Source organism: Citrobacter freundii complex sp. 2025EL-00176 (genome assembly GCF_053309355.1).
On sequence record NZ_JBRYHT010000001.1, the window covers coordinates 522,345 to 548,066 of the forward strand.

Sequence of the window (25,722 nt, forward strand, 5' to 3'; positions counted from 1 at the left end):
TGATTCGCCCCCTGATGGGGGCAAAAAGCGCGTTGAAATTAGCGCGAGGATGTCGATAAAGACGGTGGGGAAAAGAGCAAGTCGGCAACGGTTTTTTGCGAAATTTTACGCACCAGCAAGCCAAACAGGGTGCACAACAGCAGGCAGGCGAAGGGATAAACCAGCAGCAGGAGCAACTCGCCGTACGCAGGCCAGGCGGCATGATTGATTTTGGGGATTAGCGTTAAGCTGAACAGCTCAACCAAAATACGATGAGTGGTGTAGATGGCGATGGTATTGGATCCAATCACGCTTAACGGGCTGGATGCGCGCATACCAAAGCGCTGCTCGAACTGATAAAACAGCTTCATGATCAGTACAATAGACAGGAGGGAAAGCAGTAGCGAAATATTTGCCAGCCACGCGACCACGGCGGCGACTACGCTAACCATAACGATGAGCGTATGACGGCGCAGGGGCACCTCTTTGATCCATACCATCAGCGTTGCGCCAAACCAGGCGCCGAGGCTGTACCAGGGCAAATTGCGAATCACGCTGTTCATTCCCCACCACGGCGTGGGGAAAAAGTTGATCGCCACGCTTAGCACGACAAACAGCGTCAACAGCGGTAACGCCCAGCGGTTGAAAATCTTACACAGTACAAAATAGACCATCAGTGCATACAGATACCATAGGCTGGTGCTGGCGGTCAGCATCCCGTGGGTAAAGCCAGCGATTGATCCGGCATACGCGGCGTTGGCGGCATGACTCAGATCGCGTTGCGGAGCCAACCAGTTATTGAGCGAGACTAACGCCAGCCATTGCACGATTCCCCATAGCACCAGCACCCAGGCAATACTCCAGATCCGTTTATCCACACAGGTTGTCCAGGGAACGCTATCGATGTAGCGGCGAATCAAATAGCCCGAAATAAAGAAAAATACCGGCATACGAAACGGCGCCAGGTACAGATTGAGGTAAATCCAGCATTTGCTCAGTATCTCTGAAAGCGGATGCTGAAAGGTGGTGAGGTGCGGGTAAAACGTAATGACTGAGTGGTATATAACCACCAGACAAATGCATAACCCTTTGATTTGATTAATCCATAGTTCTTTTTTATTCATCGAGACAGCGTACCCATATTGTTGGCTATAGCCTGCCATCGTGCGCAACCCGCTGTACGCTGTAATGCGTAACTGTCTGCATTTTGTTTTTTTAGGATAAAGATCAGGGACCGGCACTGAAGGGGCGAGGGACAACTACAGCGGATTGATTTGTTTATACTTTTAGGAATAGTGCTGACGAACACTTACGGTTCAGTCATTTACCCATTCCGCTTTCGCTTATATACTCGTGACTTTGCTAACAGCAACCAGACGGATTTCATGTACCAACCTGTCGCTCTATTCATCGGCCTGCGCTATATGCGTGGGCGTGCAGCAGATCGCTTCGGTCGCTTCGTTTCCTGGCTCTCCACCATCGGCATTACTCTCGGGGTAATGGCGCTGGTCACAGTGTTGTCAGTGATGAACGGTTTCGAGCGCGAGCTGCAAAACAATATCCTTGGCCTGATGCCTCAGGCCGTTCTCTCGTCTCAACAGGGTTCCTTAAACCCGCAGCAACTGCCGGAAAAAGCGGTGGTGTTGAACGGCGTCAACCGCGTTGCACCCATAACTACGGGAGATGTGGTGCTGCAAAGTGCGCGTAGCGTGGCGGTTGGCGTAATGCTGGGGATCGACCCGGCGCAAAAAGATCCGCTCACGCCGTATCTGGTCAATGTGAAGCAAACAGATCTGCAACCGGGTAAGTATAATGTCATCCTCGGTGAACAGCTTGCCGGGCAATTGGGCGTTAACCGTGGCGATCAAATTCGCGTGATGGTGCCGTCCGCCAGTCAGTTTACGCCGATGGGGCGCCTACCGAGCCAGCGTCTGTTTACGGTGATCGGTACCTTTGCCGCTAACAGCGAGGTTGACGGCTACCAGATGCTGACCAACATTCAGGATGCCTCACGCCTGATGCGCTACCCGGTGGGTAATATCACCGGCTGGCGCTTGTGGTTGAACGAGCCGTTAAAAGTGGACACGTTGAGCCAGCAAACGCTGCCGCAAGGTACCAAGTGGCAGGACTGGCGCGAGCGTAAAGGGGAACTATTCCAGGCCGTGCGCATGGAGAAAAACATGATGGGGCTGCTGCTAAGCCTGATCGTGGCGGTTGCAGCCTTTAATATTATTACCTCGCTGGGTCTGATGGTAATGGAGAAGCAAGGGGAAGTGGCGATTCTACAAACGCAGGGGCTAACGCCGCGGCAGATAATGATGGTGTTTATGGTCCAGGGGGCCAGTGCCGGAATTATCGGCGCGCTGCTGGGCGCAGGGCTGGGCGCATTGCTCGCCAGTCAACTGAACAACCTGATGCCCATTATCGGCGTACTTCTGGATGGCGCTGCGCTGCCGGTCGCCATCGAGCCGCTGCAGGTTATCGTCATTGCGCTGGTGGCGATGGCCATCGCGCTGCTGTCTACGCTTTATCCTTCCTGGCGCGCTGCCGCCACTCAACCCGCTGAGGCTTTACGTTATGAATAAGATCCTGTTGCAATGCGACAACCTGTGCAAACGCTATCAGGAAGGCACAGTGCAGACCGATGTACTGCACGATGTCAGTTTTTGCGTTGGCGAAGGCGAGATGATGGCGATTGTCGGCAGCTCCGGCTCCGGTAAGAGTACACTTCTGCATCTGTTAGGTGGGCTGGATACGCCGACGTCCGGCGACGTCATTTTTAGCGGTCAGCCGATGAGTAAACTCTCGTCTGCGGCGAAGGCGGAACTGCGTAATCAGAAGCTGGGCTTTATTTACCAGTTCCACCATCTGCTGCCGGATTTTACCGCGCTGGAAAACGTGGCGATGCCGCTGCTGATCGGCAAGAAAAAACCGGCTGAAATCACCGCACGCGCGCGCGATATGCTGAAAGCGGTAGGGCTGGACCATCGTGCCAGTCATCGGCCGTCTGAACTGTCGGGCGGCGAGCGTCAGCGCGTGGCGATTGCCCGTGCGCTGGTGAATAACCCTCGTCTGGTGCTGGCGGATGAACCCACGGGTAACCTGGATGCGCGTAATGCGGACAGCATTTTCGAGCTTCTGGGTGAACTTAACCGCTCTCAGGGCACGGCATTTCTGGTGGTGACGCACGATCTGCAGTTGGCGAAGCGGATGAGCCGCCAGCTTGAAATGCGCGATGGTCGCCTGACGGCTGAACTGAGCCTGATGGGAGCAGAGTAATGGCGTCGCCTTTATCGTTATTGATTGGCCTGCGCTTTAGCCGTGGTCGGCGGCGCGGCGGTATGGTCTCGCTGATTTCTGTGATTTCTACCGTTGGCATTGCGTTGGGTGTGGCGGTGTTGATCGTCGGGTTAAGCGCCATGAACGGCTTTGAGCGTGAGCTGAACAACCGTATTCTGGCCGTGGTCCCGCACGGTGAAATTGAGGCCGTCAACCAGCCGTGGAACAACTGGCAGGAAGCGCTCGATAAAGTACAGAAAGTGCCTGGTATTGCCGCCGCAGCGCCTTATATCAACTTTACCGGGCTGGTGGAGAGTGGGGCGAATCTACGCGCGGTGCAAGTGAAAGGCGTTGACCCGAAACAGGAGCAGCGTTTAAGCGCGCTGCCATCGTTCGTGCAGAACCACGCCTGGGATAATTTCAAAGCCGGTGAGCAGCAAATCATCATTGGTAAGGGGATTGCCGATGCGCTGAAGGTGAAGCAAGGCGACTGGGTGTCGATTATGATCCCTAACGCCAGTGCGGACCATAAGTTACAGCAGCCTAAACGCGTGCGTTTGCACGTTACGGGCATTTTGCAACTGAGCGGTCAGCTCGATCACAGCTTTGCCATGATCCCAATGGGAGACGCGCAGCAATACCTGGATATGGGATCCAGCGTTTCCGGGATCGCGCTGAAGGTTAACGACGTGTTTAACGCTAATAAACTGGTGCGAGACGCGGGTGAAGTGACCAACAACTATGTTTATATTAAGAGCTGGATTGGCACCTACGGCTATATGTATCGCGATATTCAGATGATCCGCGCCATTATGTATCTGGCGATGGTGCTGGTGATAGGCGTGGCCTGTTTTAATATCGTTTCCACGTTAGTGATGGCGGTAAAAGACAAAAGCGGTGATATTGCGGTATTAAGAACCTTGGGAGCTAAAGATGGCTTGATACGTGCCATTTTTGTCTGGTACGGCCTGCTGGCGGGTCTGTTCGGTAGTCTGATAGGTGTGGTCATCGGGGTGGTTGTCTCGTTGCAGCTGACGCCGATCATCAACGGAATCGAAGCGCTTATCGGCCATCAGTTCCTGTCTGGCGATATCTATTTCATTGACTTCCTGCCATCGGAATTACACTGGCTGGATGTGATTTACGTGCTGGTGACAGCATTAGTGCTGAGTCTTTTGGCGAGTTGGTATCCGGCGCGTCGCGCCAGCAATATTGATCCTGCGAGAGTACTTAGCGGCCAATAACAATAAGAAGGAGCGGTGATGTATTACGGATTTGACATCGGCGGGACCAAAATTGCGCTAGGGGTATTTGATAACCAACGCCGTTTGCAATGGGAAACACGCGTCCCTACGCCTCGTGACAGCTATGACGCTTTCCTTGATGCGGTCTGCAATCTGGTAACGGAAGCGGACCAGCGATTCGGCGTCAAAGGTTCGGTGGGTATCGGCATTCCTGGCATGCCGGAAACAGAAGACGGTACGCTGTACGCGGCCAATGTGCCTGCCGCCAGTGGTAAACCGCTCCGTGCCGATCTCAGCGCCCGCCTTGATCGCGATGTTCGTCTGGACAACGATGCCAACTGTTTTGCCCTCTCTGAAGCCTGGGACGACGAGTTCACTCAGTATCCACTGGTTATGGGGTTAATCCTCGGCACCGGTGTCGGCGGCGGACTGGTGCTTAACGGTAAATCTATCACCGGACGCAGCTATATCACCGGTGAGTTTGGCCATATCCGTTTGCCTGTCGATGCGCTGACGCTGATGGGATTTGATTTCCCGCTGCGCCGCTGCGGATGCGGTCAACTGGGCTGTATTGAAAGCTATCTCTCCGGTGGTGGATTTGCGTGGTTGTATCAGCATTACTACCATCAACCGCTGGATGCCCGTGAAATTATCGCGCTGTGGGAGCAGGGTGATGAGCAAGCACGCGCCCACGTTGAACGTTATCTGGATTTACTGGCAGTCTGTTTGGGGAATATCCTGACCATCGTTGATCCTGATTTAGTGGTGATTGGTGGTGGTTTGTCGAATTTTTCCGCTATCACGACGCAATTGGCGGACAGATTGCCACGCCATCTGCTGCCGGTTGCCCGCGTGCCGCGTATTGAGCAGGCACGGCACGGTGATGCGGGCGGAATGCGCGGGGCCGCTTTTTTACATCTTACCGATTAATACAAAGAGGTTGTTATGCTGTCGCGTCGGAGTCATCGGTTAAGCCGCTTTCGTAAAAATAAACGCCATTTGCGCGATCGCCTGCGTCAACGAATCTTTTTCAGAGACAGAGTGGTGCCTGAATTGATGGAAAAACCAAGAGTGCTGGTACTGACGGGAGCGGGGATTTCTGCCGAGTCAGGTATTCGAACCTTCCGCGCGACGGATGGACTTTGGGAAGAACATCGGGTCGAAGACGTTGCGACCCCGGAAGGGTTTAGTCGTAACCCGGAATTGGTTCAGTCGTTTTATAACGCCCGTCGTCATCAATTGCAGCAACCCGAAATCCAGCCCAATGCGGCGCATATCGCGCTGGCAAAACTTGAAGCTGAGCTGGGTGACCGTTTTTTACTGGTGACGCAGAATATTGATAACCTGCATGAACGTGCGGGCAGCCAGAATGTCATCCATATGCACGGCGAACTGCTCAAGGTTCGCTGTTCGCAAAGCGGGCAGATTCTGGAGTGGACCGGCGATGTGACTGCGGAAGACAAATGCCATTGCTGCCAGTTCCCGGCCCCGCTGCGACCCCACGTCGTGTGGTTTGGTGAAATGCCGTTGGGAATGGATGAGATTTATATGGCGCTGGCAATGGCGGATGTGTTTATAGCCATTGGCACATCGGGCCATGTTTATCCGGCCGCGGGTTTTGTGCATGAAGCACGACTGCATGGGGCGCATACGGTAGAGTTAAATCTCGAACCGAGCCAGGTGGGAAGCGAGTTCGAAGAGAAGCATTACGGTCCGGCAAGCCAGGTGGTGCCCGAGTTTGTTGAGAAGTTATTGAAAGGATTGTGAGCATGGGCCCGATAAGCGCAGCGCCATCGGGCCGTGATGATGCGCCGGATGGCGACGCTGGCGCGTCTTATCCGGCCTACACGGACGGCAATTAGCGTCCGGCTTTCAGCTTCTGATAATACTCTTCATAGATAGCGCTGGCGGAACCGACGTCGTTTTGCCATTCCCCTTTGTTGATGGTTTCTGCATCAGGGTAGAGCGTTTTATCGTTCGCGACCTCCGGACTTAACAGCTTACGTGCCGCCAGGTTTGGCGTTGGATAACCGATGGTTTCTGCGACTTCTTTCGCCACGTCCGGGCGCAGCAGGAAGTTAATCAGCTTCAGCGCACCTTCTTTGTTTTTCGCATTTGCCGGAATAGACAGGCTGTCCATCCAGAAAATACCCCCTTCCTTCGGCCACACCACTTCCAGCGGCGTACCCGCCTGGCGCGCAACATACGCGGAGCCGTTCCACACCATTCCCAGATTGACTTCGCCTTCCATATACGGGTTGGCCGGGTTGTCAGAGTTAAATGCCGCGACGTTAGGCATCAGCTTCTTCAACTCGTTATAGGCGGCTTCAATCTCTTTCGGATCGGTGGTATTGCCGGAATATCCCAGCTTGCGCAGCGCCATCTGGAAGACTTCGCGCGCGTCGTCGGTTAACAACAGGCTACCTTTGTACTCCGGTTTCCACAGGTCGGCCCAACTGGTTACGCTTTTCGGGTCGATGGCATCGCTGTTTATGCCAATGGCCGTCGCACCCCAGATATACGGAATGGAGTAGTCATTGTTAGGGTCAAACGGCTTGTTGAGCATTTCCGGATCGAGGTTGTGGAAGTTGGTCAACGTCGACTTGTCGATCTTCTGGATCATGCCTTCTTTACGCATTTTATCGACGTAATAGGTAGACGGAACCACCAGATCGTACGCACCGTCTTTATAGGTTTTGAGCTTGGCGTACATGGTTTCATTCGACTCGTAGGTCGAATAGATAACCTTAATGCCGGTCTCTTTGGTGAACTGCTCCAGCAGTCCTGGCGGCACATACTCAGTCCAGTTATAGAAATAGAGCGTGTTGTTGTCATTCGCGTGAGCGGCGCTCATGCCCAGTGCCAGAGCACCCGCCGCGAGCAGGTGGCGTGACCATTTTTTCATCATTTAACGTCCCCTGAATTAAGGGCCTTAGCGGCCCTTGGTTTTATCACGTGCAATAAGCTGGCTAGCGATCACCATAACCAGCGACAGAACCAACAAAATGGTCGCCAGCGCGTTCACCTCGGGTGATACGCCGACTTTTACCATTGAGTAGATTTTTAAGGGCAAAATTTCATAACCCGGTCCGGTGACGAAGGATGAAACGACGACGTCATCCATCGACAGCGTAAAGCTTAGCAACCAGCCTGCGGCCACCGCAGGCATTGCCAGCGGTAGAATGATCTTGCGCAGGATAGTCACTTCACTGGCACCCAAATCTTTTGCCGCTTCCAGCATTCGCACATCAAAACCTTTCAGACGTGAATAGACCGTCACCACCACAAAAGGCAGACAGAAGGTAATATGCGAAAACAGCAGCGACCAGAAGCCGAGCTGAATGCCAATCAACATGAACAGCACCAGCAGCGAAATCGCCATCACGATATCCGGCGACATCATCACCACAAACAGCATGCCGCTGACAAAGGGTTTCCCGCGAAAACGGTAGCGATAAAGTGCGACCGCGGTGAGTGAACCGATCAGCGTGGCAAACGTTGCGGAGAGCACTGCCATCGTCAGGGAGTGTTGCGCCGCCTGCAGCAGGCTGTCGTTGTTCATCAGCAGGCCGTACCACTTGGTGGTAAATCCTTGCCAGTTGATGCCAAAGCGCGAGCTGTTAAAGGAGTTCACAATCAAAATAATGATTGGGATATACAGATACGCGTAGATAGCGGTCATAAAACCGCCGCGAAGCAGTCGACCGATCATTCGAGTTCTACCCTCTTATTCAGCAAGCGGGAGGCGCGCCAGTAGACCAGCAGCATCAGCCCCATCACGATAGTCAGCGTTATGCTGGTAGCCGCGCCAAACGGCCAGTCGCGAATGTTCAGGAACTGCACTTTAATCACGTTACCAATCAGCAGGTTTTTCGCCCCGCCCATTAAATCGGAAACGTAAAACAGCCCCATTGCCGGCAGCATAACCAGCAGACATCCGGCGATAATTCCCGGCATCGTCAACGGAATAATGATGCGGGTAAAGGTCTGAAGTTTGCTGGCCCCCAAATCGCGTGCGGCTTCCAGCAGTGGTTTATCGAGCTTCTCAATGCTGGAGTAGAGCGGCATTACCATAAACGGTAGCAGGATATACACCAGGCCGATAATCACCGCGCCTGGGGTAAACATGATGCGAATGGGGGTATCAATAATGCCGAGCCACAACAGAAATTCGTTGAGATAGCCCTTGGTGCTGAGGAAAATTTTGAGTCCGTAAATGCGAATAAGCGAGTTGGTCCAGAACGGAACAATCAACAGGAATAGCAGCAGCGGGCGCACTTTTTCCGGCAGCTTTACCAAAAACCAGGCAAACGGATAGCCGAGTACCAGACAAGCGAGCGTGGCAATCAACGCCATATTGAGGGAGTGAAGCAATACCTCAAAATAGAGTGGATCGAGCAGGCGAGTATAGTTGTCCAGCGTAAAGACCATTTTGACGAAATTAGCGTCGTCGCGGGTCAAAAAGCTGGTGCCGATGATCATCAGGTTGGGCAGAAAGACAAATAACACAAGCCAACCGACAATGGTGACGATCACCACACTCTGGAATTTACTTGTGTTCTTCATCAGCCAGTACGACCTCCCAGCTTTCTACCCAGTTAATCGCCATTTTCTGGTCGAGCGAGTGGTCGAAGTCAGGATCGTCTTCATTGAAGAATTCACTGACCATCACCATCTTGCCATTTTCCAGTTCCACAACCGACTCCAGCGTCATGCCTTTGTAGTTGCGTTCACGCACGTAGCCGATAAGACCTTCAATATGATTATCGTCGTTGATCTCATCAACGCGCAGATCTTCCGGGCGCAATAATACGTGCAGTTTTTGTCCCGGAACCACCGCGAAGTTGACGTAAATGTTACACTCGCGACCTTCCACATTAGCACGAACGCGCTGATCGTCCAGACGCTCAATGACCGTCGCGTTAAACATATTGATCTCGCCGATGAACCCGGCGACGAACAGATTTTTCGGCTCTTCGTAGATTTCGCGCGGCGTACCGTCTTGTTCAATCTTGCCATCGCGCATCACCACGATACGGTCTGACATGGTCAGCGCTTCTTCCTGGTCGTGCGTGACAAAAACAAAAGTGATACCAAGCTTACGTTGCAGCGCTTTCAGTTCGTTCTGCATCTGTTTGCGCAATTTGTAGTCCAGCGCAGAGAGGGATTCATCCAACAGGAGCAAACGAGGTTTGTTGACCACCGCACGGGCAATCGCCACGCGCTGCTGCTGCCCACCGGAGAGTTGATGCGGCTTTCGTTGGGCGAATTCTTCCAGTTGTACCATGCGCAGGGCTTCGGTAACGCGAGGAGGAATATCAGCAGCGGGTGTTTTCTGCATGCGTAAACCGAAGGCCACATTTTCAAACACGGTCATGTGGGGAAATAACGCATAGCTTTGGAAGACGGTGTTCACGTAGCGATTTTCCGCAGGAACGTGAGTGATGTCCTGGTTGTCCAATATGATATGACCGGAATCAACCGTTTCCAGACCGGCAATCAGGCGAAGAACGGTTGTTTTACCGCAGCCAGAGGGGCCGAGCAGCGTGAGAAACTCGCCGTTTTTGATGGTCAAATCCAGGCTGGAAATCACCTCTTTGCCATCGAAACTTTTGCGAATTCCCGCTAATTGCACCAGTGGAGAAAGCGAACGCGGTTGTTTATTCAATTTTTTACTCTGTCCCATGTAAACGCAACGGATGGCTGACCGATGCGGGGTTTGTGGTTAACCACCTTGATGACTCTTAATGAGGGCCGTTATTCTACGGCAAACCATGGTAATCGCCAATCCTTGTTGCGAATTACTGACTTAGCCCTATAGTCAGAGGGGATGTCATGGCGAAATATTCTTACTTGCAGGGATAAAAGTGACCTGACGCAATATTTGTCTTTTGTTGCTTATTGATAATGTTGTCACAAAAAGTGAGGGTGACTGCATGGATAAACTACTTGAGCGTTTTTTACACTACGTGTCGCTGGACACCCAATCAAAATCGGGCGTGCGGCAAGTACCCAGCACCGAAGGACAGTGGAAGTTATTACAACTGCTCAAACAACAGCTCGAAGAGATGGGGCTGGTCAATATTTCACTCAGCGAAAAGGGAACGCTGATGGCAACGTTGCCTGCTAACGTTGCTGGTAATATTCCCGCTATCGGTTTTATTTCCCATGTGGATACCTCACCGGATTTCAGTGGTAAAAACGTTAATCCGCAAATCGTTGAAAACTACCGTGGAGGCGATATCGCGTTAGGCATTGGCGATGAAGTTCTGTCGCCGGTGATGTTCCCGGTACTGCATCAGCTTTTGGGTCAAACGCTCATCACTACAGACGGCAAAACATTGCTGGGCGCCGATGATAAAGCGGGCATCGCGGAAATCATGACCGCGCTGGCTGTGCTGATCCAAAAAGAGATCCCGCATGGTGATATCCGCGTGGCCTTTACGCCGGACGAAGAGGTTGGCAAAGGGGCGAAGCATTTCGACGTAGCGGCATTCGATGCGCAGTGGGCCTATACCGTTGACGGCGGTGGCGTAGGGGAACTGGAGTTTGAAAACTTTAACGCCGCGTCGGTTAATATCAAGATCGTGGGCAACAATGTGCATCCTGGCACCGCAAAAGGGGTGATGGTGAATGCGCTGTCGCTGGCTGCGCGTATTCACGCTGAGGTTCCGGCAGATGAAAGCCCGGAAACGACGGAAGGCTATGAAGGCTTTTATCACCTCGCGAGCATGAAAGGGACGGTTGATCGGGCGGATATGCACTACATCATCCGGGATTTTGACCGCAAGCAGTTTGAAGCGCGTAAACGCAAGATCATGGAGATCGCCAAGAAGGTTGGCAAAGGGTTACACCCGGACTGCTATATCGAACTGGTGATCGAAGACAGCTACTACAATATGCGCGAAAAAGTGATTGAGCATCCGCACGTGCTGGATATTGCCCAGAAGGCGATGCGCGATTGCGATATTGAGCCAGTTCTGAAGCCTATTCGTGGCGGAACCGACGGCGCGCAGCTGTCGTTTATGGGGTTACCGTGTCCGAATCTGTTCACCGGCGGCTACAACTATCATGGCAAACATGAATTTGTAACCCTGGAAGGGATGGAAAAAGCGGTGCGGGTAATTGTGCGTATTGCGGAGCTGGCGGCGAAACAAAAATAAATGTAGATGCCGGATGGCGCTTCGCTTATCCGGCCTACAAATATCTCATCCCGTAGGCCGGATAAGCGAAGCGCCATCCGGCGCAGTCACAATGCTTTACCCTTCGAAGAACCAATACCCGCTGTTAACCAGTGCGGCCAGCATAGCAAGGAAGGATGGATCTTCCAGCGCATCCTCAAAATTCTCGGCCGTCAGTACGATATGGCTGGCAAGGGCTTCAAGGGCAGGACGATGCGGCGAGTCAATTTTCTCACCATTGGCGTAGATATCGTCGCCGATGCGCAATACACGCAATCCACCCAGACGCACTAAGACATCCCCTTGCTTCAGGGCGTCGTAGATTTCGTCAGGCTGATACGGTGGCTCTGGCGGGGCAATATCCAGCTCATGACGAGACTGAGAAATAAACTCACCAAACCATTGTTGGAAATGTTCAGGTTGATTAATTAGCCCCAGCATCATTTCGCGCAGCTTGTCCATCTCCTGCGGCAGAACGTCAGCCGGATGATCGCGTGGCGGCAGATCCGGATCGCTGTAATACGTGCTGCCCAGTTCACGCTGCAAAACGTAATCGGCAAATCCGCTGATCAGCTCGCGAGTGTTTGGCGCACGAAAGCCCACCGAATAGTTCATCGCATTTTCCAGTGCGTAGCCTTCATGTGGGAATCCCGGCGGAATATACAGAATATCGCCGGGTTCCAGCTCTTCATCGATGATGGCTTCAAACGGATCAACCTGCAGCAGGTCCGGGTGAGGGCAGTGCTGCTTCAGCTGCAGTTTTTCGCCCACGCGCCAGCGACGACGCCCGGTACCCTGGATAATAAACACATCGTACTGATCCAGATGCGGACCAACGCCGCCGCCGGGTACGGAGAAGGAGATCATCAGATCGTCGATACGCCAGTCCGGTAGCTCGCGAAATGGGCGCATCAGCGCCGCGGTTGGCTCATGCCAGTGATTGACCGCCTGTACCAGCAGCGACCAGTTGTTTTCGCCAAGATGGTCATAGCTTTCGAAAGGACCGTGGCTAACCTGCCATTTACCGTCCTGATGGCTGACGAGTCGGCTGTCGACTTCGCTTTCCATTGCCAGTCCAGCCAGTTCGTCAGGAGAGAGTGGATCAATAAAGTTGTTAAACCCGCGTTTTAAGACCACTGGGCGTTTTTGCCAGTGGCGTTCAAGAAAATCGGGCCAGTTAAGTGTGAGTTGGTATTCCATAATGAGCATCCGCAGGCTGGTATCTGCAACCGATTATAACGGATACTTAACCGCAAGCGTGAAGTCAGTACATATTTATTACATGCGGCGATTACTCGTCTTTCTGACCCGGCTGCTGGCGGCCAAAAATAACTTCCATGCGTGCGCCACCCAGCAGGCTGTCGCCTGCAATAATCTGCCCCTCATACTGCTCGGTGATCTCACGCGCTACCGCCAGTCCGACACCTTGTCCTGGACGTAGCGTATCGACACGTTGTCCACGGTCAAACACCACTTCACGTTTGCTGTGTGGAATGCCGGGGCCATCATCTTCAACCAGAATATGCAGTTGGTCTTCTGACAGTTGTGCCGAAATCTCGACGAACTCCAGACAATATTTACAGGCGTTATCCAGCACGTTACCCATCACTTCGACAAAATCGTTCTGCTCGCCTACAAAACTAATTTCAGGTGAGATGTCGAGATTAATGTTAACGCCTTTACGCTGATATACCTTATTCAGCGCCGAGGTAAGTTTATCCAGTAACGGTGCGACCGGATGCAGTTCCCGGCTGAGCAGGGCGCTGCTGCCACGCATGCTGGCGCGATGCAGGTAATAGCCAATCTGCTGGGAAATACGGCTGATTTGCTCAAGCATGATGGGCTCCGCATCGCTTACGCTCATTTTTTCGTTACGCATTGAGCGAAGCGTGCTTTGCAATACGGCCAGCGGGGTCTTCAGGCTGTGGGTGAGATCGGTTAAGGTCGTGCGGTATTTGTCATAGCGCTCGCGTTCGCTTTTCAAAAGCCGGTTGAGGTTGCGGACCAGGCTGGTCAGTTCTCGCGTGGTGGCGGGATTCAGCATCTCACGATGATGTTCTTCAAGTTCACGAACTTCACGCGCCAGCGATTCAATAGGCCGCAGGCTCCACCAGGCGGCCACCCATAACAGTGGGATGACCAACAACAGATTAGCGACCAGCACATAAATAAACCAGCTCCAGACCATATACGAGCGCTTTAACTCAATAGGAATGGTATCGACAACCACAATGGTCAGTTGTGGCATTCGGGCGGTGGCTGGGTAGACATTCACCGCTACCGAGTGGGTCATTTCAGCATCGTCGTCGTCTTCTCTGACTTCTTTTAACTGCTGCTGTGCGGAGTGATCTGCACCCAGCAACGTGCTGGTGGCGTCGACATTGGCCTCAATTTCATGAAAACCGTTCGTTTTAAGCCAGTCAGGTTGAATACTCTGGGTCAGCCAGGGGACGTTGCGCTGTGCCCATAGCAATTTGCCGTTTTCATCATAAATCAGCGACATTGTGGGGCTTTGCATATCGAGATTTTCGGGCAACTCGACATTAATTTTACCGTTATCCCATTTCGCCAGGGTATAGAACAGATTACTTTCACCGCGCAACAGGCGGAACGTTGTCTTATCAAAGCTGACGCTGTAGCCCACCAGGGCAACCATGCCGTAGGCCAGTGAGAGCACCAATACCACGCCAGCGGTTGCCAGTAAAAAACGTAGCCGTAGCGATAACGGAAAAAAATGACGCAATAATTTATTCATTAGCGAAGTTCAAAAAGATATCCCTGGCCACGCACGGTGGTGATAACGTCGTCAGGATATTGCGCCTGTATTTTTTTGCGCAGACGTCCCATCAGAACATCAATAGTATGACTTTCACGCAGCTCGGCATCCGGATACAGCTGCAGCATGAGCGAATCTTTACTGACCACTTTGCCGTTATTACGGATAAGTGTTTCCATAATGGTGTATTCAAACGCCGTGAGCTTGATAACCTCATCATTGACGGATAACTCGCGGCGAGAGAGGTCCACCTGAAAAGGCGGAAGGGAGATAATCTGCGATGCCAGACCGCTGTTGCGACGCATCAACGCCTGCATGCGCGCAGCCACTTCTTCAATGTGAAACGGTTTGGTAACATAATCGTCGGCACCAGCGCTGAGCACTTCCACCTTGTCCTGCCAGCCTTCACGGGCGGTTAATACCAGAATCGGGAGTGAAACATCGTTGCTGCGCCAACGGCGGATCAACGACAAGCCATCTTCATCAGGGAGCCCTAAATCAACGATCGCAATATCCGGCAGATGTTCATTAAGATAATAGTCTGCTTCCTTAGCATCCTCTGCATCATCCACCTGATGTCCTAAATCCTGTAACTGAACCTTGAGGTGGTGGCGTAATAAAGCATTATCCTCGACAACCAGTACGCGCATCATCGTTACTCCCTATATGAACGGTATGAATAGTTTAACGCTGATTATGTGGCTGTGGGGATAAACATTTAATAAACCGGGGGAAGGGCGGTTATTGCGGGCGATAAAAAGCCGGAAGACGCTGACGCTTATCCGGCTTCAATATGGCATCAACTGGAGGCCGGAACGGGCGAAACCGCCGCCCGGCACAAAACAGATTACTTCAGTTCATCAACCAGGGTGATGGCGCGACCAATATAGTTGGCTGGTGTCATCGCTTTCAGACGAGTTTTCTCGTCTTCCGGCAGGGCCAGGCCGTCGATAAACTGTTTCATACCTTCGGCGTCAACGCGTTTACCGCGGGTCAGCTCTTTCAGCTTCTCGTATGGTTTTTCAATGCCATAACGACGCATCACGGTCTGAATAGGTTCTGCCAGCACTTCCCAGTTATGGTCCAGTTCATCAAGCAGATGATCGCGATTGACTTCCAGTTTGCTCACGCCCTTCAGCGTGGACTGATACGCGATCAGCGCATAGCCAATACCGACGCCCAGGTTACGCAGAACGGTTGAGTCCGTCAGGTCGCGCTGCCAGCGGGAAACCGGCAGTTTGCTCGCCAGGTGTTGCAGAACCGCGTTAGACAGACCCAGGTTACCTTCGGAGTTTTCGAAATCGATTGGGTTAACCTTGTGCGGCATGGTGGAGGAACCGATTTCGCCCGCGATAGTTTTCTGTTTGAAATGGTTCAGCGCCACGTAACCCCAGACATCGCGGTCAAAGTCGATCAGGATAGTGTTGAAACGGGCGATGCAATCAAACAGCTCGGCAATGTAGTCGTGCGGTTCAATCTGAGTGGTGTACGGGTTCCACTGGATGCCCAGCGACGTAACAAACTCTTCGCTGAACTGATGCCAGTCTACTTCCGGGTAAGCGGCGATGTGGGCGTTATAGTTGCCAACTGCACCGTTGATTTTACCGAGAATCTCGACCTGATTAAGCTGGCGGTACTGGCGCTCCATTCGGTAAGCCACGTTAGCCATTTCTTTGCCCAGCGTAGACGGGGTGGCGGGCTGACCGTGAGTACGGGAGAGCAGAGGGATATCGCGATACTGTACGGACAGATCTTTCACTGCGTCGATAAGCTTGCGCCAGTACGGCAGAACCACTTCGTCGCGAGCGGTTTTCAGCATCAGCGCGTGAGACAGGTTGTTGATGTCTTCTGAAGTACACGCGAAGTGGATAAACTCGGAAACGGCGTGCAGTTCCGGGATATCCGCCACTTTTTCTTTCAGGAAATACTCAACTGCCTTCACGTCATGGTTGGTCGTACGCTCAATGGTTTTGATGCGCGCGGCATCTTCTTCATTGAAGTTAGCAACGATTGCATCAAGGAAACCGATTGCGTCGGCAGCAAAAGCAGGAACTTCCTTAATCGCTGCGTGCGCGGCCAGTTTTTGCAGCCAGCGTACTTCAACCTGTACACGGAATTTCAGCAAACCGTATTCGCTGAAAATCCCGCGCAGCGCGCTGACTTTATCGCCGTAGCGTCCATCGACAGGGGAAACGGCGGTCAGTGAGGATAATTCCATAGATCACAACTCCGGGGTTAAATGAGCAAGAATTTGTTTTGCCTGAGTCGTCAGGCGATTACGAGAAAACATGAGTTGCAGACGGCCTCCACCAACCTGATGCCAGAGCACGGCTGCACGAATGCCAGCTAATAGCGAAGCGCGTACTTTGGCCTGAACCTGTGGGCTCTGGAGGATAGCAGGGGAACCCGTGACCTGAATACGCGGGCCAAGTGGGCTGATGACGTCAACATAAATGCCAGCCATCGCGCTCAGCAACGTTTCTGACTGCAAATCAAAATGGTCCAATTGGCGCTGTAAGCCGTTGATACGGTCTCCCAGCGTGTCCATAGCGCCTTTGGCCGCTGACAGCTTACGCTCCAGCACCATCAGGCTTAACGTGTAGCGGGTGAGCTCCGCATTCAGCCCCTGACGACTGCTGGCGTTGAGCACGCCGAGCAGCGTTTCAAGGCCAAGTCGCAGGTTAGCTTCACTCCCGCCAAAAACCCCAAGCGTCGAGCTGGGGTTCATGTCGATGATACTATTGAGTGAAACGTGTAACGCATCGGCATCACAATGCCCCTGGTGCGCCAGTTCTTGCACCAGGCGTGCCGACTGGCATATGCCTGCCAGGGCGAGGGTGATGTCATAATAATTCTTTGCCACGTTCACTGCTTCCTTGTATCAAATGGGTAAATAATTAGACCGGCAAAGGCAGGCGTTGTTCGATAATTCCGCCGCCGAGGCAGACTTCGCCATTGTAAAAGACAGCCGACTGACCCGGCGTTACCGCTGCGACAGGTTCGTCGAAAATGACTTCAATACGCTCAGCATCCAGCGCTTTAACGGTGCACGGAATGTCGGTCTGACGATAGCGGGTTTTCACCGTGCAGCGCATTGTGCCGGTGAACGGTTCGCGATCGACCCAATGCAGCTGTTGCGCCACCAGGCCAACAGACATTAGGCGTGGGTGTTCGTGACCCTGAGCGACAACCAGAATGTTGTTCTCAACGTCTTTATCCACCACATACCATGGATCTTCCGTCCCTTCTTTTGTACCGCCAATGCCAAGACCTTTACGCTGACCCAGGGTGTGGTACATCAGCCCCTGATGCTGACCAATCTCTTCGCCGTCCACGGTGATGATTTTGCCAGGCTGAGCGGGCAGGTAGCGACCAAGAAACTCGCGGAACTTACGTTCGCCGATAAAGCAGATACCCGTGGAGTCTTTTTTCTTGGCCGTAATCAGTCCGAGATCTTCGGCAATTTTACGCACCTGGGGTTTTTCCAGTTCACCAACGGGGAACAGGCTTTGCGCGATTTGCTCATGGCCAAGCGTGTAGAGGAAATAGCTCTGGTCTTTATTGCCATCGAGCCCTCGCAGCAGGCGGCTTTTGCCGTCGACATCGGCGCGGCGCACGTAGTGACCGGTGGCGATGTAATCGGCACCCAAATCTTCGGCGGCAAACTCAAGGAAGGCTTTAAATTTGATTTCTTTATTGCACAGAATATCCGGGTTCGGCGTACGGCCCGCTTTGTACTCTTCAAGGAACAGCTCAAAGACGTTGTCCCAGTATTCTGCAGCAAAGTTAACGGTATGCAGTTCAATGCCGAGTTTGTCACAGACCGCCTGCGCATCCGCAAGGTCGGCAGCCGCTGTGCAATATTCCTCGCCATCGTCCTCTTCCCAGTTCTTCATGAACAGGCCTTCTACCTGATAGCCCTGTTGTTGCAACAGCCAGGCAGAAACGGAGGAATCGACACCGCCGGACATGCCGACGATCACTTTTTTTGGGCTTTCAGACATAGGAATACTCACGACATTGAACTTCAAGGCGGCATATTCTAGCACGCAGCCCTTTACTTGACACCCTCTGTAAACGGCCAGTTAAATTCGCCGATCATTGCCAGCGGATAGCGTTGTCCGCTTTGATAACAGAGAATGCTCTCGGCAACCAGCGGCGAGCGCAGGTTTGGCGCTGAGAGAATCTCTTCTGCGCTGACCCAGCGACAGCAATCTATATCGCTGTCATGGGGTTCAGTAGCGCACATAGTGGCAAGATCTATAGAAAACAAAAAACGTAAAAAAGGCGTCCTGTCCGGAGCAATCCATTGGTGCATCCGAATGAAGTGCTGCGGCTGTGCGTTGATGCCTGTCTCTTCCCATAGCTCACGGGCGGCGGCCTGTACCAGGGTTTCGTCCGCTTCCAGGTGCCCGGCAGGTTGATTCCACAAGGCTTTGCCGTTGATGGTTTCCTCAACGACTAAAAATTTATCTTCTGCATGTACAATGCAGGCGACCGTAACGTGCGGTTTGAACATACCAATTCCTTATACAGTTGCATCCCGCCACTGGCCGTTAGCGAGATTATCCAGCGTGTAATTACCCATGGCATAGCGGATGAGGCGTAGCGTAGGAAACCCAACATGCGCTGTCATACGACGTACCTGACGGTTGCGGCCTTCATATAAGGTGATTTTTAGCCAACTGGTGGGAATATTCTTCCGTTCACGGATGGGCGGGGTTCTTGGCCACAGCCATACAGGTTCTTCTACCACTTCAACGCCTGCGGGCAGCGTGGGGCCATCATTAAGCGTTACGCCAGTGCGCAAGGCTTCCAGCGCTTCGGGCGTAGGTTCTCCCTCAACCTGAACATAATAAATTTTCCCCGTGCGCTTGCCGGGCTGCGTTAACCGCGCCTGTAATGCGCCATCATTGGTCAGCACTAAAAGCCCTTCACTGTCCCGATCCAAACGACCCGCAGCATACACACCTTGCACGGGAATAAAATCTTTTAACGTTTTGCGTCCCGCTTCGTCAGTAAATTGTGGCAAAACATCGTAGGGTTTATTGAACAAAACCACGCGTTTTGGCTGGTTTTCTTTACGCTGCTTAGTGACTTGTCGTGAGCTGAATCGCTCAACCCGGTGATTTCTAAAAGAAGTTTTTTGCATGGTATTTTCAGATTATATCAATTGCCGCATTATAGCCTAAGAACGAGTGTCTTTCATGGCGGCGAACATTAGGGTAGTATTGACATGCTCATTACAAAACATTAACAAAAAATTGCTCTAACGCAGTCGTGCAGCAGGACGCAAACGCACATGCAGCGCGATGACAGACGAGCAGAACCAGAAGCGCTCGAAGGAGAGGTGAATGGAAAGCAAAGTAGTTGTTCCGGCGGAAGGTAAGAAGATCACCCTGCAAAACGGCAAACTCAACGTTCCTGAAAATCCGATTATCCCGTTCATTGAAGGCGACGGTATCGGCGTTGATGTAACCCCACCGATGATCAAAGTTGTCGATGCTGCTGTCGAGAAAGCCTATAAAGGCGAGCGTAAAATCTCCTGGATGGAAATCTACACCGGCGAGAAATCCACTCAGGTTTATGGCCAGGACGTCTGGCTGCCTGCTGAAACTCTTGATCTGATTCGTGAATATCGTGTTGCCATCAAAGGTCCTCTGACCACGCCAGTTGGCGGCGGTATTCGCTCTCTGAACGTTGCCCTGCGTCAGGAACTTGACCTGTATGTCTGCCTGCGCCCAGTACGTTATTACCAGGGTACACCAAGCCCGGTTAAACACCCTGAACTGACCGACATGGTTATCTTCCGTGAAAACTCCGAAGATATCTATGCGGGTATCGAATGGAAAGCAGACTCCGCAGATGCTGAGAAAGTGATTAAATTCCTGCGTGAAGAAATGGGCGTGAAGAAAATTCGCTTCCCGGAACATTGCGGTATTGGTATCAAGCCGTGTTCTGAAGAAGGCACTAAGCGTTTGGTTCGTGCGGCGATTGAATACGCCATCGCGAACGATCGTGATTCTGTTACCTTGGTACATAAAGGTAACATCATGAAGTTCACTGAAGGCGCGTTCAAAGACTGGGGTTACCAGTTAGCGCGTGAAGAATTCGGTGGCGAATTGATCGATGGCGGCCCGTGGGTGAAAATCAAGAACCCGAAATCCGGCAAAGAAATCGTGGTTAAAGACGTTATCGCCGATGCGTTCCTGCAACAAATCCTGCTGCGTCCTGCTGAATATGATGTGATTGCTTGTATGAACCTGAACGGCGACTACATCTCTGATGCGCTGGCGGCACAGGTGGGTGGTATTGGTATCGCGCCGGGCGCTAACATCGGTGACGAATGTGCGCTGTTCGAAGCGACCCATGGTACTGCACCGAAGTACGCAGGTCAGGACAAAGTGAACCCAGGCTCCATCATTCTGTCTGCAGAAATGATGCTGCGCCACATGGGGTGGGTCGAAGCGGCTGACTTAATTGTTAAAGGTATGGAAGGCGCGATTAACGCCAAGACCGTAACCTATGACTTCGAACGTCTGATGGATGGCGCTAAGCTGCTGAAATGTTCAGAGTTTGGTGACGCGATCATCGAAAACATGTAATCCAGATTCTGGGTTGTATGAGAACGGGAGCCATTTGGTTCCCGTTTTTATTATGAGGATTCGAACACTTATCAAAAAAAAATTAGCAGGGTTTAATAACCGACTGATTTCTATTAAATAATTCTGACATAGGCGTGACTTTATCGGTATTGCATATGTTTACAATTAGATCTTATTTCCCGATAAGTGATACTTTTAACCTTCGTGAAAAAGAAGCAACATCATTCCTGCCATACAGTTTAAACAAATTAAACCATCGATTCTTACCGAGATGATTTAGTTTGATTAATTGAGGTTTATAATGGTAACACATTATAAAAATACCCTGATCATCATCAACAATATTGTTTCTAAGCGTTTTTATTTGGCACTGACAAACCAATTCATAAAATTCCTTCCATTTATTTTGTGTTGCAACAACTGCACCGCCAATAATATAAGAACGATTATTAATCATGTGGTCGAAAACCTGATGAAGCGTTTTGACAGTCAAACCTTTTTTTACTGTGAATAAGTTAACTTTGTTGACGTCAAATGGATAATTCCACTGAGATAATCCATTTATTACTTCTGCACTACGGCAGTAACCAAAGTCAACCCATGCAACCATATTATTATTAACAAGATTTAAATCTATTGCCTTATTTACAAAATATGACTTTAGATTGCAAACGAGTACGTAGTTTGAGGACCAGTATTCTGGATTTATCAGTTGGCGAGTTTCAAGCTTATTTCTAAATTCATCATCTTTCTGAATCTGCGAAATCCTGTTTTTAATATGTTGGAATTTATTGTTAATATCTAAAGAAATTACAACGGTTCGCTTACCATTTCTAATTTTTTCTATTTTTGGTTTAAGATCGTTGGATGTAAATATAACCATGTCATTGTCTAATTCAGACAGATTTTTAAAATACTCAATGTAGGTATCAGATGTTCTTTCTAAATGAGGAGAAAAACCTTTATCACTCGTCCAATTCCCCCTCCCAATATCGAAAAATGCTGTAACGATGGTAATAGATGAGTTCATTTTTATGCAGTCCGTTTTTTAATCCAATAACTATTTGATTATGGGGAATATATTTTTGACATCTGTCATAATTCAGTATTCTAACAGTATCAACCTGGAGCAGGAAGCATAATGTGCTATTTAAAATGATACACAATTGTTACCAACCGCGCAGATGGTACTTCTCCGGCGGTGAATTAGGGCGTTTAATCTGAGACCAGCCACATATCGGCCTCTTCAAACATTTCCTGCACGGTACGACTTATTTGCTCTTTTTCGTGCTTGCTGGCATCTGTATTGATTGCCGGTAGTGTCATCATCGGTTTAACGCGGACATCAGCGTCCGGGAAGATCCGGTGCACTCTCTTACTCAACTCGCCCAGAATGATGTCTTTTGCACCTGGCAGTCCATCAAAATTCCTTTTGTCATAAACGAGTTCCACGAACATTGCTACTTACCTCTAATCTGTATGGATATACAGTATTTATACTGGCTTTTTATCCGGTATTCAAGAGGAAGGGCGCCACTATGAGTTTTCCGCCATCTGTCGTCGATTATGTTAAACGCGGGCCTTCAATTTTTCGACGAAATTTTGTACGGAAAAACGTGTAGAGCATTGGCTGCAATTGGGTAAACGCCGAGGCTTTCAGTTCTGGCCTTGATTTCCTCAAAGGGAAGTGAAGGAGACGGTTCCCTTCCTCCCCAGAGATTGATCCCTTCCGGAATGTCGTCTCTGCCGTATTCCTCGGCGATCTCAATCGTTTTGCCGTTATTCAATTCGATGACAACGCTTTTTCCCTCAACGGGGATCAGATTTCCGTCATTGTCAGTAATAAAGATTTTCATTTGCTCCCCCCCTGGTTATGCCTTCATATGATAGCAAATTAAATGTGGGGCAATACTGCTATTGCACTGACCATACTCAATGGTTATTTACTATTAATCAATGCGTTATGATGTGATTCAGAAAATGTGATTGGTTTCATGGCGATTTATGTTGCTGTCTACCATGCTCTGTAGAGACAAACATGACTCAGTCAACGTCTGTTTTCACGTGTTCATTTTTCGCCACAGGATATAAGAATGCGCAAAGCTCTGTTACCGATACTTACTGCGATATGTGTGTTCGTAATCGGCGTTTTTATTCTCAATATGCAGCTTTGGTATTCCTCATCAATGGATGCTCTTGGGGGAGCACGATATGCCGCGAAAAATATGGACAACATACTTAATGAAGCTTTCCAGGCAACGGATACAGCTAAGCGCATCGCTGAAAAGAAATGTGACCTGGAGAGCCAATACCAGCTCGGAACTGAAGCCGCGCTTCGGCCTCATCTACGAACGCTGATTATTATCCGGCAAGGGAAGGTCTGGTGCACCTCACTGCCAGGTAATAGGATCTTACTGAAGCAAATCCCCGAGATACCTGATACAAACTTACTACTGGCCTCTGCACAAAATACGGTGAATGAGATACCTGTACTATTATATCAAACTCATACTCAAACAAGTCGCATCATTGTCACAATAAGTGGCGTGCATATTCGAGGCGCATTGAATGTCCCATTAAAAGGAGTAACGTATTCATTGCGCGTGGGCGATAAAGTACTCGGTTTATTGGCGGATGTGACAGATTTCACTGCCAGCGCACAGCAGTCTGGTCAGGTGAATTCTGCAAAATATCCCTTCAGCATTATTTTCGATCAACCTCCATTATTTAGCTTAAAAAGGCTCGTTACTAATGGTCTGGGAATTCTGATTTTCATCCTGCTGATCTCGGTCGCTGTGGCTTATGCCATCGATAAATATTTGAATAAGGATGATACCCCTGAAGAAACATTGCGCAGAGCGATAGATAAAGGGGAGATAGTGCCTTTTTATCAACCAATCGTAAATGGTCGCGATGGAACGTTACGCGGTGTTGAGGTGCTGGCCAGATGGAAGCACCCAAGGGCTGGGTATATCTCTCCTGCCTCTTTTATTCCGGTTGCCGAAAAATCAGGTCTGATAGTCCCGCTTACTCAAAGCTTGATGAGGCAGGTCTCTGCGAATATGAACTCCATCGCTAGCAAATTACCATCCGGTTTCCATGTCGGAATTAACTTCAGCGCATCCCATATTACTTCCCCTACGTTTGTGCAGGAGTGCCTGTGCTACAGAGACAGTTTCAGCCGTAATGATTTAAATTTGGTGATCGAGGTGACTGAACGAGAACCGTTGCATGTGGATGATGATCTTGTGCAAAGGCTCAATACGCTACATGAAAATGGTTTTGTCATTGCGTTAGATGATTTTGGTACAGGCTATTCTGGGCTTTCTTACTTGCATGATCTGCACATTGACTATATCAAGATCGATCAGAGTTTTGTGGGACGAGTAAATGACCTTCCCGATTCAACCCGAATTTTAGATTGTGTCCTCGACCTGGCGCGTAAGCTGTCTTTAAGCATTGTTGCAGAAGGTGTTGAAACGAAGGCGCAGCTTGATTATCTCAACAAAAACCACATTGTTTTTCTGCAAGGATACTACTTTTATAAACCGGTCACTTTTACTGAGTTTATCTTTATTCTGCTTTCAAAACCCAAAGTGAAGGTATTTGTCGAATAAAACGGGATGAATCTTGTTGATGAAGGTGAGGATGGGGCGTCATCGGCCGTAGAAACCTGTGTTTTTCTTTATCGTGAGATGAATCTCAGACCGCGCTATTGAAAGAATATACCCTTAGCTGTGTAGTGGTTATTTGCGTTTTCACATACAGCAAATGGATAACAGCATGACAGATATAACATTTACCAAGGGAAGCGCTTCAAGTCGTGGTGTGCAGGTAGTACATAAGAAAAAGTTGGCTGTGCGTAGTAACCCTAAATACACAAACCGCGACCAACTAGCCATTGCAGCAGTTCTGTTTCTAGGCGGTATCGCCGGGGCTATTGTTTTGGCAATGTACTTAATGATGCTGGAAGGAATATTTCTGTACTAATTGTTTAATTGTCCTTATGTTTTATTACGGTGTTTGTTGTGTCGTTAATGCCATCACGCAGCATGATCAATATTATTAACCATCAATAAAGTTAAGCAGGTATTACAAAAATACCTGCTTAAAATATCATTTAGAACAATACACTCTGGCTTCACGAGGGGTATAGATGCCAATCGTGATGATGCGCAAGAAAACATCCATACCAGACTCCTGAACTTCGGTACGAACAACCTTGTCTGCACCGCCGCATACAGAAGCTGCATCGATGGTTTGTGACTGGCCAATACCATTAACAAAAAAATTCTGTCTGGTTTCCTGAGAGGGGTTTTCTGCAATGCTGTTGTTGATTTTAAAGCTTTGCTGAGCGCAACCGGATAAAGCTGTTGCCGCTATAATTGCAATCATTAACTTTTTCATTTTGACCATTTTTAGTGTGGGATAGAGTGCAAATGATCTTCTTTAATGTTGCTGGCACATATCCGACCAGCGCTTGTGCCTGACACTATTATGCTGATTGTTTATCTATTATTTAGTTAGATAAATGATTAATGAACTTTCTGTTTAGACTTTGTGGATCATTAGTGGTGGCTTGCGATATCAGCTTTCATTTTATCAATATCAGCATTAAAGTGGATAAAATATATGGGGGTTAATGTCTTTTACTCGAA

26 protein-coding genes are annotated in these 25,722 nt (G+C 50.3%); 9 read left to right on the forward strand and 17 right to left on the reverse strand.

Going from position 1 to position 25,722, the window contains the following annotated elements; all coding sequences use genetic code 11:
* Positions 1-38: 38 nt before the first annotated feature.
* Positions 39-1,103 carry an acyltransferase family protein gene (locus ACVXHP_RS02565; RefSeq protein ID WP_316129478.1) on the reverse strand — a complete coding sequence of 355 codons (1,065 nt, stop codon included), beginning with the start codon at positions 1,101-1,103 and terminating at the stop codon, positions 39-41.
* A 261-nt stretch (positions 1,104-1,364) separates the two neighbouring features.
* On the opposite strand from ACVXHP_RS02565, the gene lolC reads away from it, so the two are divergent.
* From lolC to cobB, 5 genes are read left to right on the forward strand one after another with little or no spacing between them, the layout of a single operon-like run.
* On the forward strand, positions 1,365-2,564 hold the full coding sequence (gene lolC / locus ACVXHP_RS02570; RefSeq protein ID WP_061381745.1) for a lipoprotein-releasing ABC transporter permease subunit LolC: 1,200 nt from the start codon (positions 1,365-1,367) through the stop codon (positions 2,562-2,564).
* Entirely contained in the window at positions 2,557-3,258 is a 702-nt protein-coding gene (gene lolD / locus ACVXHP_RS02575) for a lipoprotein-releasing ABC transporter ATP-binding protein LolD (RefSeq protein ID WP_042309095.1), read from the forward strand. Before lolC ends, lolD begins: the two co-directional genes overlap by 8 nt.
* Positions 3,258-4,502 (forward strand): lipoprotein-releasing ABC transporter permease subunit LolE, encoded by a 1,245-nt coding sequence (lolE, locus tag ACVXHP_RS02580; protein WP_200006712.1) that lies wholly within the window; start codon positions 3,258-3,260, stop codon positions 4,500-4,502. Before lolD ends, lolE begins: the two co-directional genes overlap by 1 nt.
* An 18-nt stretch (positions 4,503-4,520) precedes the next feature.
* Complete coding sequence (gene nagK, locus ACVXHP_RS02585) at positions 4,521-5,432, forward strand: N-acetylglucosamine kinase (RefSeq protein WP_137349603.1); 912 nt, start codon at positions 4,521-4,523, stop codon at positions 5,430-5,432.
* A gap of 15 nt (positions 5,433-5,447) precedes the next feature.
* Positions 5,448-6,269 carry a Sir2 family NAD+-dependent deacetylase gene (gene cobB / locus ACVXHP_RS02590; RefSeq protein WP_069323348.1) on the forward strand — a complete coding sequence of 274 codons (822 nt, stop codon included), beginning with the start codon at positions 5,448-5,450 and terminating at the stop codon, positions 6,267-6,269.
* Positions 6,270-6,360: 91 nt separating this feature from the next.
* Here the strand turns inward: cobB and potD are convergent, their stop codons facing one another.
* Genes potD through potA form a run of 4 tightly spaced genes read right to left on the reverse strand, consistent with a single transcriptional unit; the run spans position 6,361 to position 10,188 of the window.
* Entirely contained in the window at positions 6,361-7,407 is a 1,047-nt protein-coding gene (gene potD / locus ACVXHP_RS02595; RefSeq protein ID WP_137365689.1) for a spermidine/putrescine ABC transporter substrate-binding protein PotD, read from the reverse strand.
* A 27-nt stretch (positions 7,408-7,434) separates the two neighbouring features.
* Positions 7,435-8,214 carry a spermidine/putrescine ABC transporter permease PotC gene (potC, locus tag ACVXHP_RS02600; protein WP_003030794.1) on the reverse strand — a complete coding sequence of 260 codons (780 nt, stop codon included), beginning with the start codon at positions 8,212-8,214 and terminating at the stop codon, positions 7,435-7,437.
* Positions 8,211-9,068 (reverse strand): spermidine/putrescine ABC transporter permease PotB, encoded by an 858-nt coding sequence (gene potB / locus ACVXHP_RS02605; RefSeq protein WP_200006711.1) that lies wholly within the window; start codon positions 9,066-9,068, stop codon positions 8,211-8,213. The genes potC and potB overlap by 4 nt, the downstream gene beginning before the upstream one ends.
* Complete coding sequence (gene potA / locus ACVXHP_RS02610) at positions 9,052-10,188, reverse strand: spermidine/putrescine ABC transporter ATP-binding protein PotA (RefSeq protein WP_038639864.1); 1,137 nt, start codon at positions 10,186-10,188, stop codon at positions 9,052-9,054. The genes potB and potA overlap by 17 nt, the downstream gene beginning before the upstream one ends.
* Positions 10,189-10,438: 250 nt before the next feature.
* On the opposite strand from potA, the gene pepT reads away from it, so the two are divergent.
* Positions 10,439-11,665 carry a peptidase T gene (pepT, locus tag ACVXHP_RS02615; protein ID WP_316129482.1) on the forward strand — a complete coding sequence of 409 codons (1,227 nt, stop codon included), beginning with the start codon at positions 10,439-10,441 and terminating at the stop codon, positions 11,663-11,665.
* Positions 11,666-11,761: 96 nt separating this feature from the next.
* Here the strand turns inward: pepT and roxA are convergent, their stop codons facing one another.
* From roxA to rluE, 8 genes are all read right to left on the reverse strand, one after another.
* On the reverse strand, positions 11,762-12,883 hold the full coding sequence (gene roxA / locus ACVXHP_RS02620) for a [50S ribosomal protein L16]-arginine 3-hydroxylase (RefSeq protein ID WP_038639870.1): 1,122 nt from the start codon (positions 12,881-12,883) through the stop codon (positions 11,762-11,764).
* Between the two features lie 91 nt (positions 12,884-12,974).
* A complete protein-coding gene (gene phoQ, locus ACVXHP_RS02625; RefSeq protein ID WP_316129483.1) occupies positions 12,975-14,438 on the reverse strand; it encodes a two-component system sensor histidine kinase PhoQ in 1,464 nt (487 codons plus the stop codon).
* Positions 14,438-15,109, reverse strand: a complete 672-nt coding sequence (gene phoP, locus ACVXHP_RS02630; RefSeq protein WP_042309337.1) for a two-component system response regulator PhoP — start codon at positions 15,107-15,109, stop codon at positions 14,438-14,440. Before phoP ends, phoQ begins: the two co-directional genes overlap by 1 nt.
* A gap of 197 nt (positions 15,110-15,306) precedes the next feature.
* Positions 15,307-16,677 (reverse strand): adenylosuccinate lyase, encoded by a 1,371-nt coding sequence (gene purB, locus ACVXHP_RS02635; protein ID WP_447570792.1) that lies wholly within the window; start codon positions 16,675-16,677, stop codon positions 15,307-15,309.
* A 3-nt stretch (positions 16,678-16,680) separates the two neighbouring features.
* Positions 16,681-17,322, reverse strand: coding sequence for a high frequency lysogenization protein HflD (hflD, locus tag ACVXHP_RS02640; protein ID WP_042309320.1), 642 nt, complete (start codon positions 17,320-17,322; stop codon positions 16,681-16,683).
* A 34-nt stretch (positions 17,323-17,356) separates the two neighbouring features.
* The gene (gene mnmA, locus ACVXHP_RS02645; protein ID WP_003832402.1) at positions 17,357-18,463 is read right to left on the reverse strand and encodes a tRNA 2-thiouridine(34) synthase MnmA; all 1,107 of its coding nucleotides are present in this window, start codon (positions 18,461-18,463) and stop codon (positions 17,357-17,359) included.
* A 53-nt stretch (positions 18,464-18,516) separates the two neighbouring features.
* Positions 18,517-18,978 carry an NUDIX hydrolase gene (locus ACVXHP_RS02650; RefSeq protein ID WP_316129487.1) on the reverse strand — a complete coding sequence of 154 codons (462 nt, stop codon included), beginning with the start codon at positions 18,976-18,978 and terminating at the stop codon, positions 18,517-18,519.
* A 9-nt stretch (positions 18,979-18,987) separates the two neighbouring features.
* Positions 18,988-19,611 carry a 23S rRNA pseudouridine(2457) synthase RluE gene (gene rluE, locus ACVXHP_RS02655; RefSeq protein ID WP_316129488.1) on the reverse strand — a complete coding sequence of 208 codons (624 nt, stop codon included), beginning with the start codon at positions 19,609-19,611 and terminating at the stop codon, positions 18,988-18,990.
* A 202-nt stretch (positions 19,612-19,813) separates the two neighbouring features.
* On the opposite strand from rluE, the gene icd reads away from it, so the two are divergent.
* A complete protein-coding gene (gene icd / locus ACVXHP_RS02660; RefSeq protein ID WP_042308974.1) occupies positions 19,814-21,064 on the forward strand; it encodes an NADP-dependent isocitrate dehydrogenase in 1,251 nt (416 codons plus the stop codon).
* Positions 21,065-21,236: 172 nt separating this feature from the next.
* Here icd and yibB read toward each other — a convergent pair whose 3' ends face one another.
* The 3 genes from yibB to ACVXHP_RS02675 form a co-directional block, all read right to left on the reverse strand.
* A complete protein-coding gene (gene yibB / locus ACVXHP_RS02665) occupies positions 21,237-22,094 on the reverse strand; it encodes a protein YibB (RefSeq protein WP_447570793.1) in 858 nt (285 codons plus the stop codon).
* 185 nt (positions 22,095-22,279) lie between these two features.
* Positions 22,280-22,522, reverse strand: coding sequence for a DinI family protein (locus tag ACVXHP_RS02670; protein ID WP_038642073.1), 243 nt, complete (start codon positions 22,520-22,522; stop codon positions 22,280-22,282).
* 125 nt (positions 22,523-22,647) lie between these two features.
* On the reverse strand, positions 22,648-22,920 hold the full coding sequence (locus ACVXHP_RS02675) for a hypothetical protein (protein WP_304698036.1): 273 nt from the start codon (positions 22,918-22,920) through the stop codon (positions 22,648-22,650).
* Between the two features lie 237 nt (positions 22,921-23,157).
* Here ACVXHP_RS02675 and ACVXHP_RS02680 point away from each other — a divergent pair, with 237 nt between their 5' ends.
* Together ACVXHP_RS02680 and ACVXHP_RS02685 are read left to right on the forward strand one after the other, a co-directional pair.
* Positions 23,158-24,681 carry an EAL domain-containing protein gene (locus ACVXHP_RS02680; protein ID WP_447570794.1) on the forward strand — a complete coding sequence of 508 codons (1,524 nt, stop codon included), beginning with the start codon at positions 23,158-23,160 and terminating at the stop codon, positions 24,679-24,681.
* Between the two features lie 166 nt (positions 24,682-24,847).
* Positions 24,848-25,054: a hypothetical protein gene (locus ACVXHP_RS02685; protein ID WP_316130083.1), complete on the forward strand. Its 207-nt coding sequence runs from the start codon at positions 24,848-24,850 to the stop codon at positions 25,052-25,054.
* A gap of 126 nt (positions 25,055-25,180) precedes the next feature.
* Here the strand turns inward: ACVXHP_RS02685 and ACVXHP_RS02690 are convergent, their stop codons facing one another.
* Positions 25,181-25,471 (reverse strand): Bor/Iss family lipoprotein, encoded by a 291-nt coding sequence (locus tag ACVXHP_RS02690; protein ID WP_447570795.1) that lies wholly within the window; start codon positions 25,469-25,471, stop codon positions 25,181-25,183.
* Positions 25,472-25,722 lie beyond the last annotated feature (251 nt).

What these genes read in the sequence shown, in the direction of transcription:
- phoP (WP_042309337.1), bottom strand. Translation starts at nt 15,109, where the DNA reads ATGCGCGTACTGGTTGTCGAGGATAATGCTTTATTACGCCACCACCTC.
- roxA (WP_038639870.1), bottom strand. Translation starts at nt 12,883, where the DNA reads ATGGAATACCAACTCACACTTAACTGGCCCGATTTTCTTGAACGCCAC.
- ACVXHP_RS02690 (WP_447570795.1), bottom strand. Translation starts at nt 25,471, where the DNA reads ATGAAAAAGTTAATGATTGCAATTATAGCGGCAACAGCTTTATCCGGT.
- purB (WP_447570792.1), bottom strand. Translation starts at nt 16,677, where the DNA reads ATGGAATTATCCTCACTGACCGCCGTTTCCCCTGTCGATGGACGCTAC.
- potB (WP_200006711.1), bottom strand. Translation starts at nt 9,068, where the DNA reads ATGAAGAACACAAGTAAATTCCAGAGTGTGGTGATCGTCACCATTGTC.
- ACVXHP_RS02680 (WP_447570794.1), top strand. Translation starts at nt 23,158, where the DNA reads ATGCGCAAAGCTCTGTTACCGATACTTACTGCGATATGTGTGTTCGTA.
- lolC (WP_061381745.1), top strand. Translation starts at nt 1,365, where the DNA reads ATGTACCAACCTGTCGCTCTATTCATCGGCCTGCGCTATATGCGTGGG.
- potC (WP_003030794.1), bottom strand. Translation starts at nt 8,214, where the DNA reads ATGATCGGTCGACTGCTTCGCGGCGGTTTTATGACCGCTATCTACGCG.
- ACVXHP_RS02675 (WP_304698036.1), bottom strand. Translation starts at nt 22,920, where the DNA reads ATGAAAATCTTTATTACTGACAATGACGGAAATCTGATCCCCGTTGAG.
- lolE (WP_200006712.1), top strand. Translation starts at nt 3,258, where the DNA reads ATGGCGTCGCCTTTATCGTTATTGATTGGCCTGCGCTTTAGCCGTGGT.
- ACVXHP_RS02670 (WP_038642073.1), bottom strand. Translation starts at nt 22,522, where the DNA reads ATGTTCGTGGAACTCGTTTATGACAAAAGGAATTTTGATGGACTGCCA.
- lolD (WP_042309095.1), top strand. Translation starts at nt 2,557, where the DNA reads ATGAATAAGATCCTGTTGCAATGCGACAACCTGTGCAAACGCTATCAG.
- potD (WP_137365689.1), bottom strand. Translation starts at nt 7,407, where the DNA reads ATGAAAAAATGGTCACGCCACCTGCTCGCGGCGGGTGCTCTGGCACTG.
- rluE (WP_316129488.1), bottom strand. Translation starts at nt 19,611, where the DNA reads ATGCAAAAAACTTCTTTTAGAAATCACCGGGTTGAGCGATTCAGCTCA.
- ACVXHP_RS02565 (WP_316129478.1), bottom strand. Translation starts at nt 1,103, where the DNA reads ATGAATAAAAAAGAACTATGGATTAATCAAATCAAAGGGTTATGCATT.
- icd (WP_042308974.1), top strand. Translation starts at nt 19,814, where the DNA reads ATGGAAAGCAAAGTAGTTGTTCCGGCGGAAGGTAAGAAGATCACCCTG.
- phoQ (WP_316129483.1), bottom strand. Translation starts at nt 14,438, where the DNA reads ATGAATAAATTATTGCGTCATTTTTTTCCGTTATCGCTACGGCTACGT.
- nagK (WP_137349603.1), top strand. Translation starts at nt 4,521, where the DNA reads ATGTATTACGGATTTGACATCGGCGGGACCAAAATTGCGCTAGGGGTA.
- potA (WP_038639864.1), bottom strand. Translation starts at nt 10,188, where the DNA reads ATGGGACAGAGTAAAAAATTGAATAAACAACCGCGTTCGCTTTCTCCA.
- cobB (WP_069323348.1), top strand. Translation starts at nt 5,448, where the DNA reads ATGCTGTCGCGTCGGAGTCATCGGTTAAGCCGCTTTCGTAAAAATAAA.
- ACVXHP_RS02650 (WP_316129487.1), bottom strand. Translation starts at nt 18,978, where the DNA reads ATGTTCAAACCGCACGTTACGGTCGCCTGCATTGTACATGCAGAAGAT.
- mnmA (WP_003832402.1), bottom strand. Translation starts at nt 18,463, where the DNA reads ATGTCTGAAAGCCCAAAAAAAGTGATCGTCGGCATGTCCGGCGGTGTC.
- ACVXHP_RS02685 (WP_316130083.1), top strand. Translation starts at nt 24,848, where the DNA reads ATGACAGATATAACATTTACCAAGGGAAGCGCTTCAAGTCGTGGTGTG.
- pepT (WP_316129482.1), top strand. Translation starts at nt 10,439, where the DNA reads ATGGATAAACTACTTGAGCGTTTTTTACACTACGTGTCGCTGGACACC.
- yibB (WP_447570793.1), bottom strand. Translation starts at nt 22,094, where the DNA reads ATGAACTCATCTATTACCATCGTTACAGCATTTTTCGATATTGGGAGG.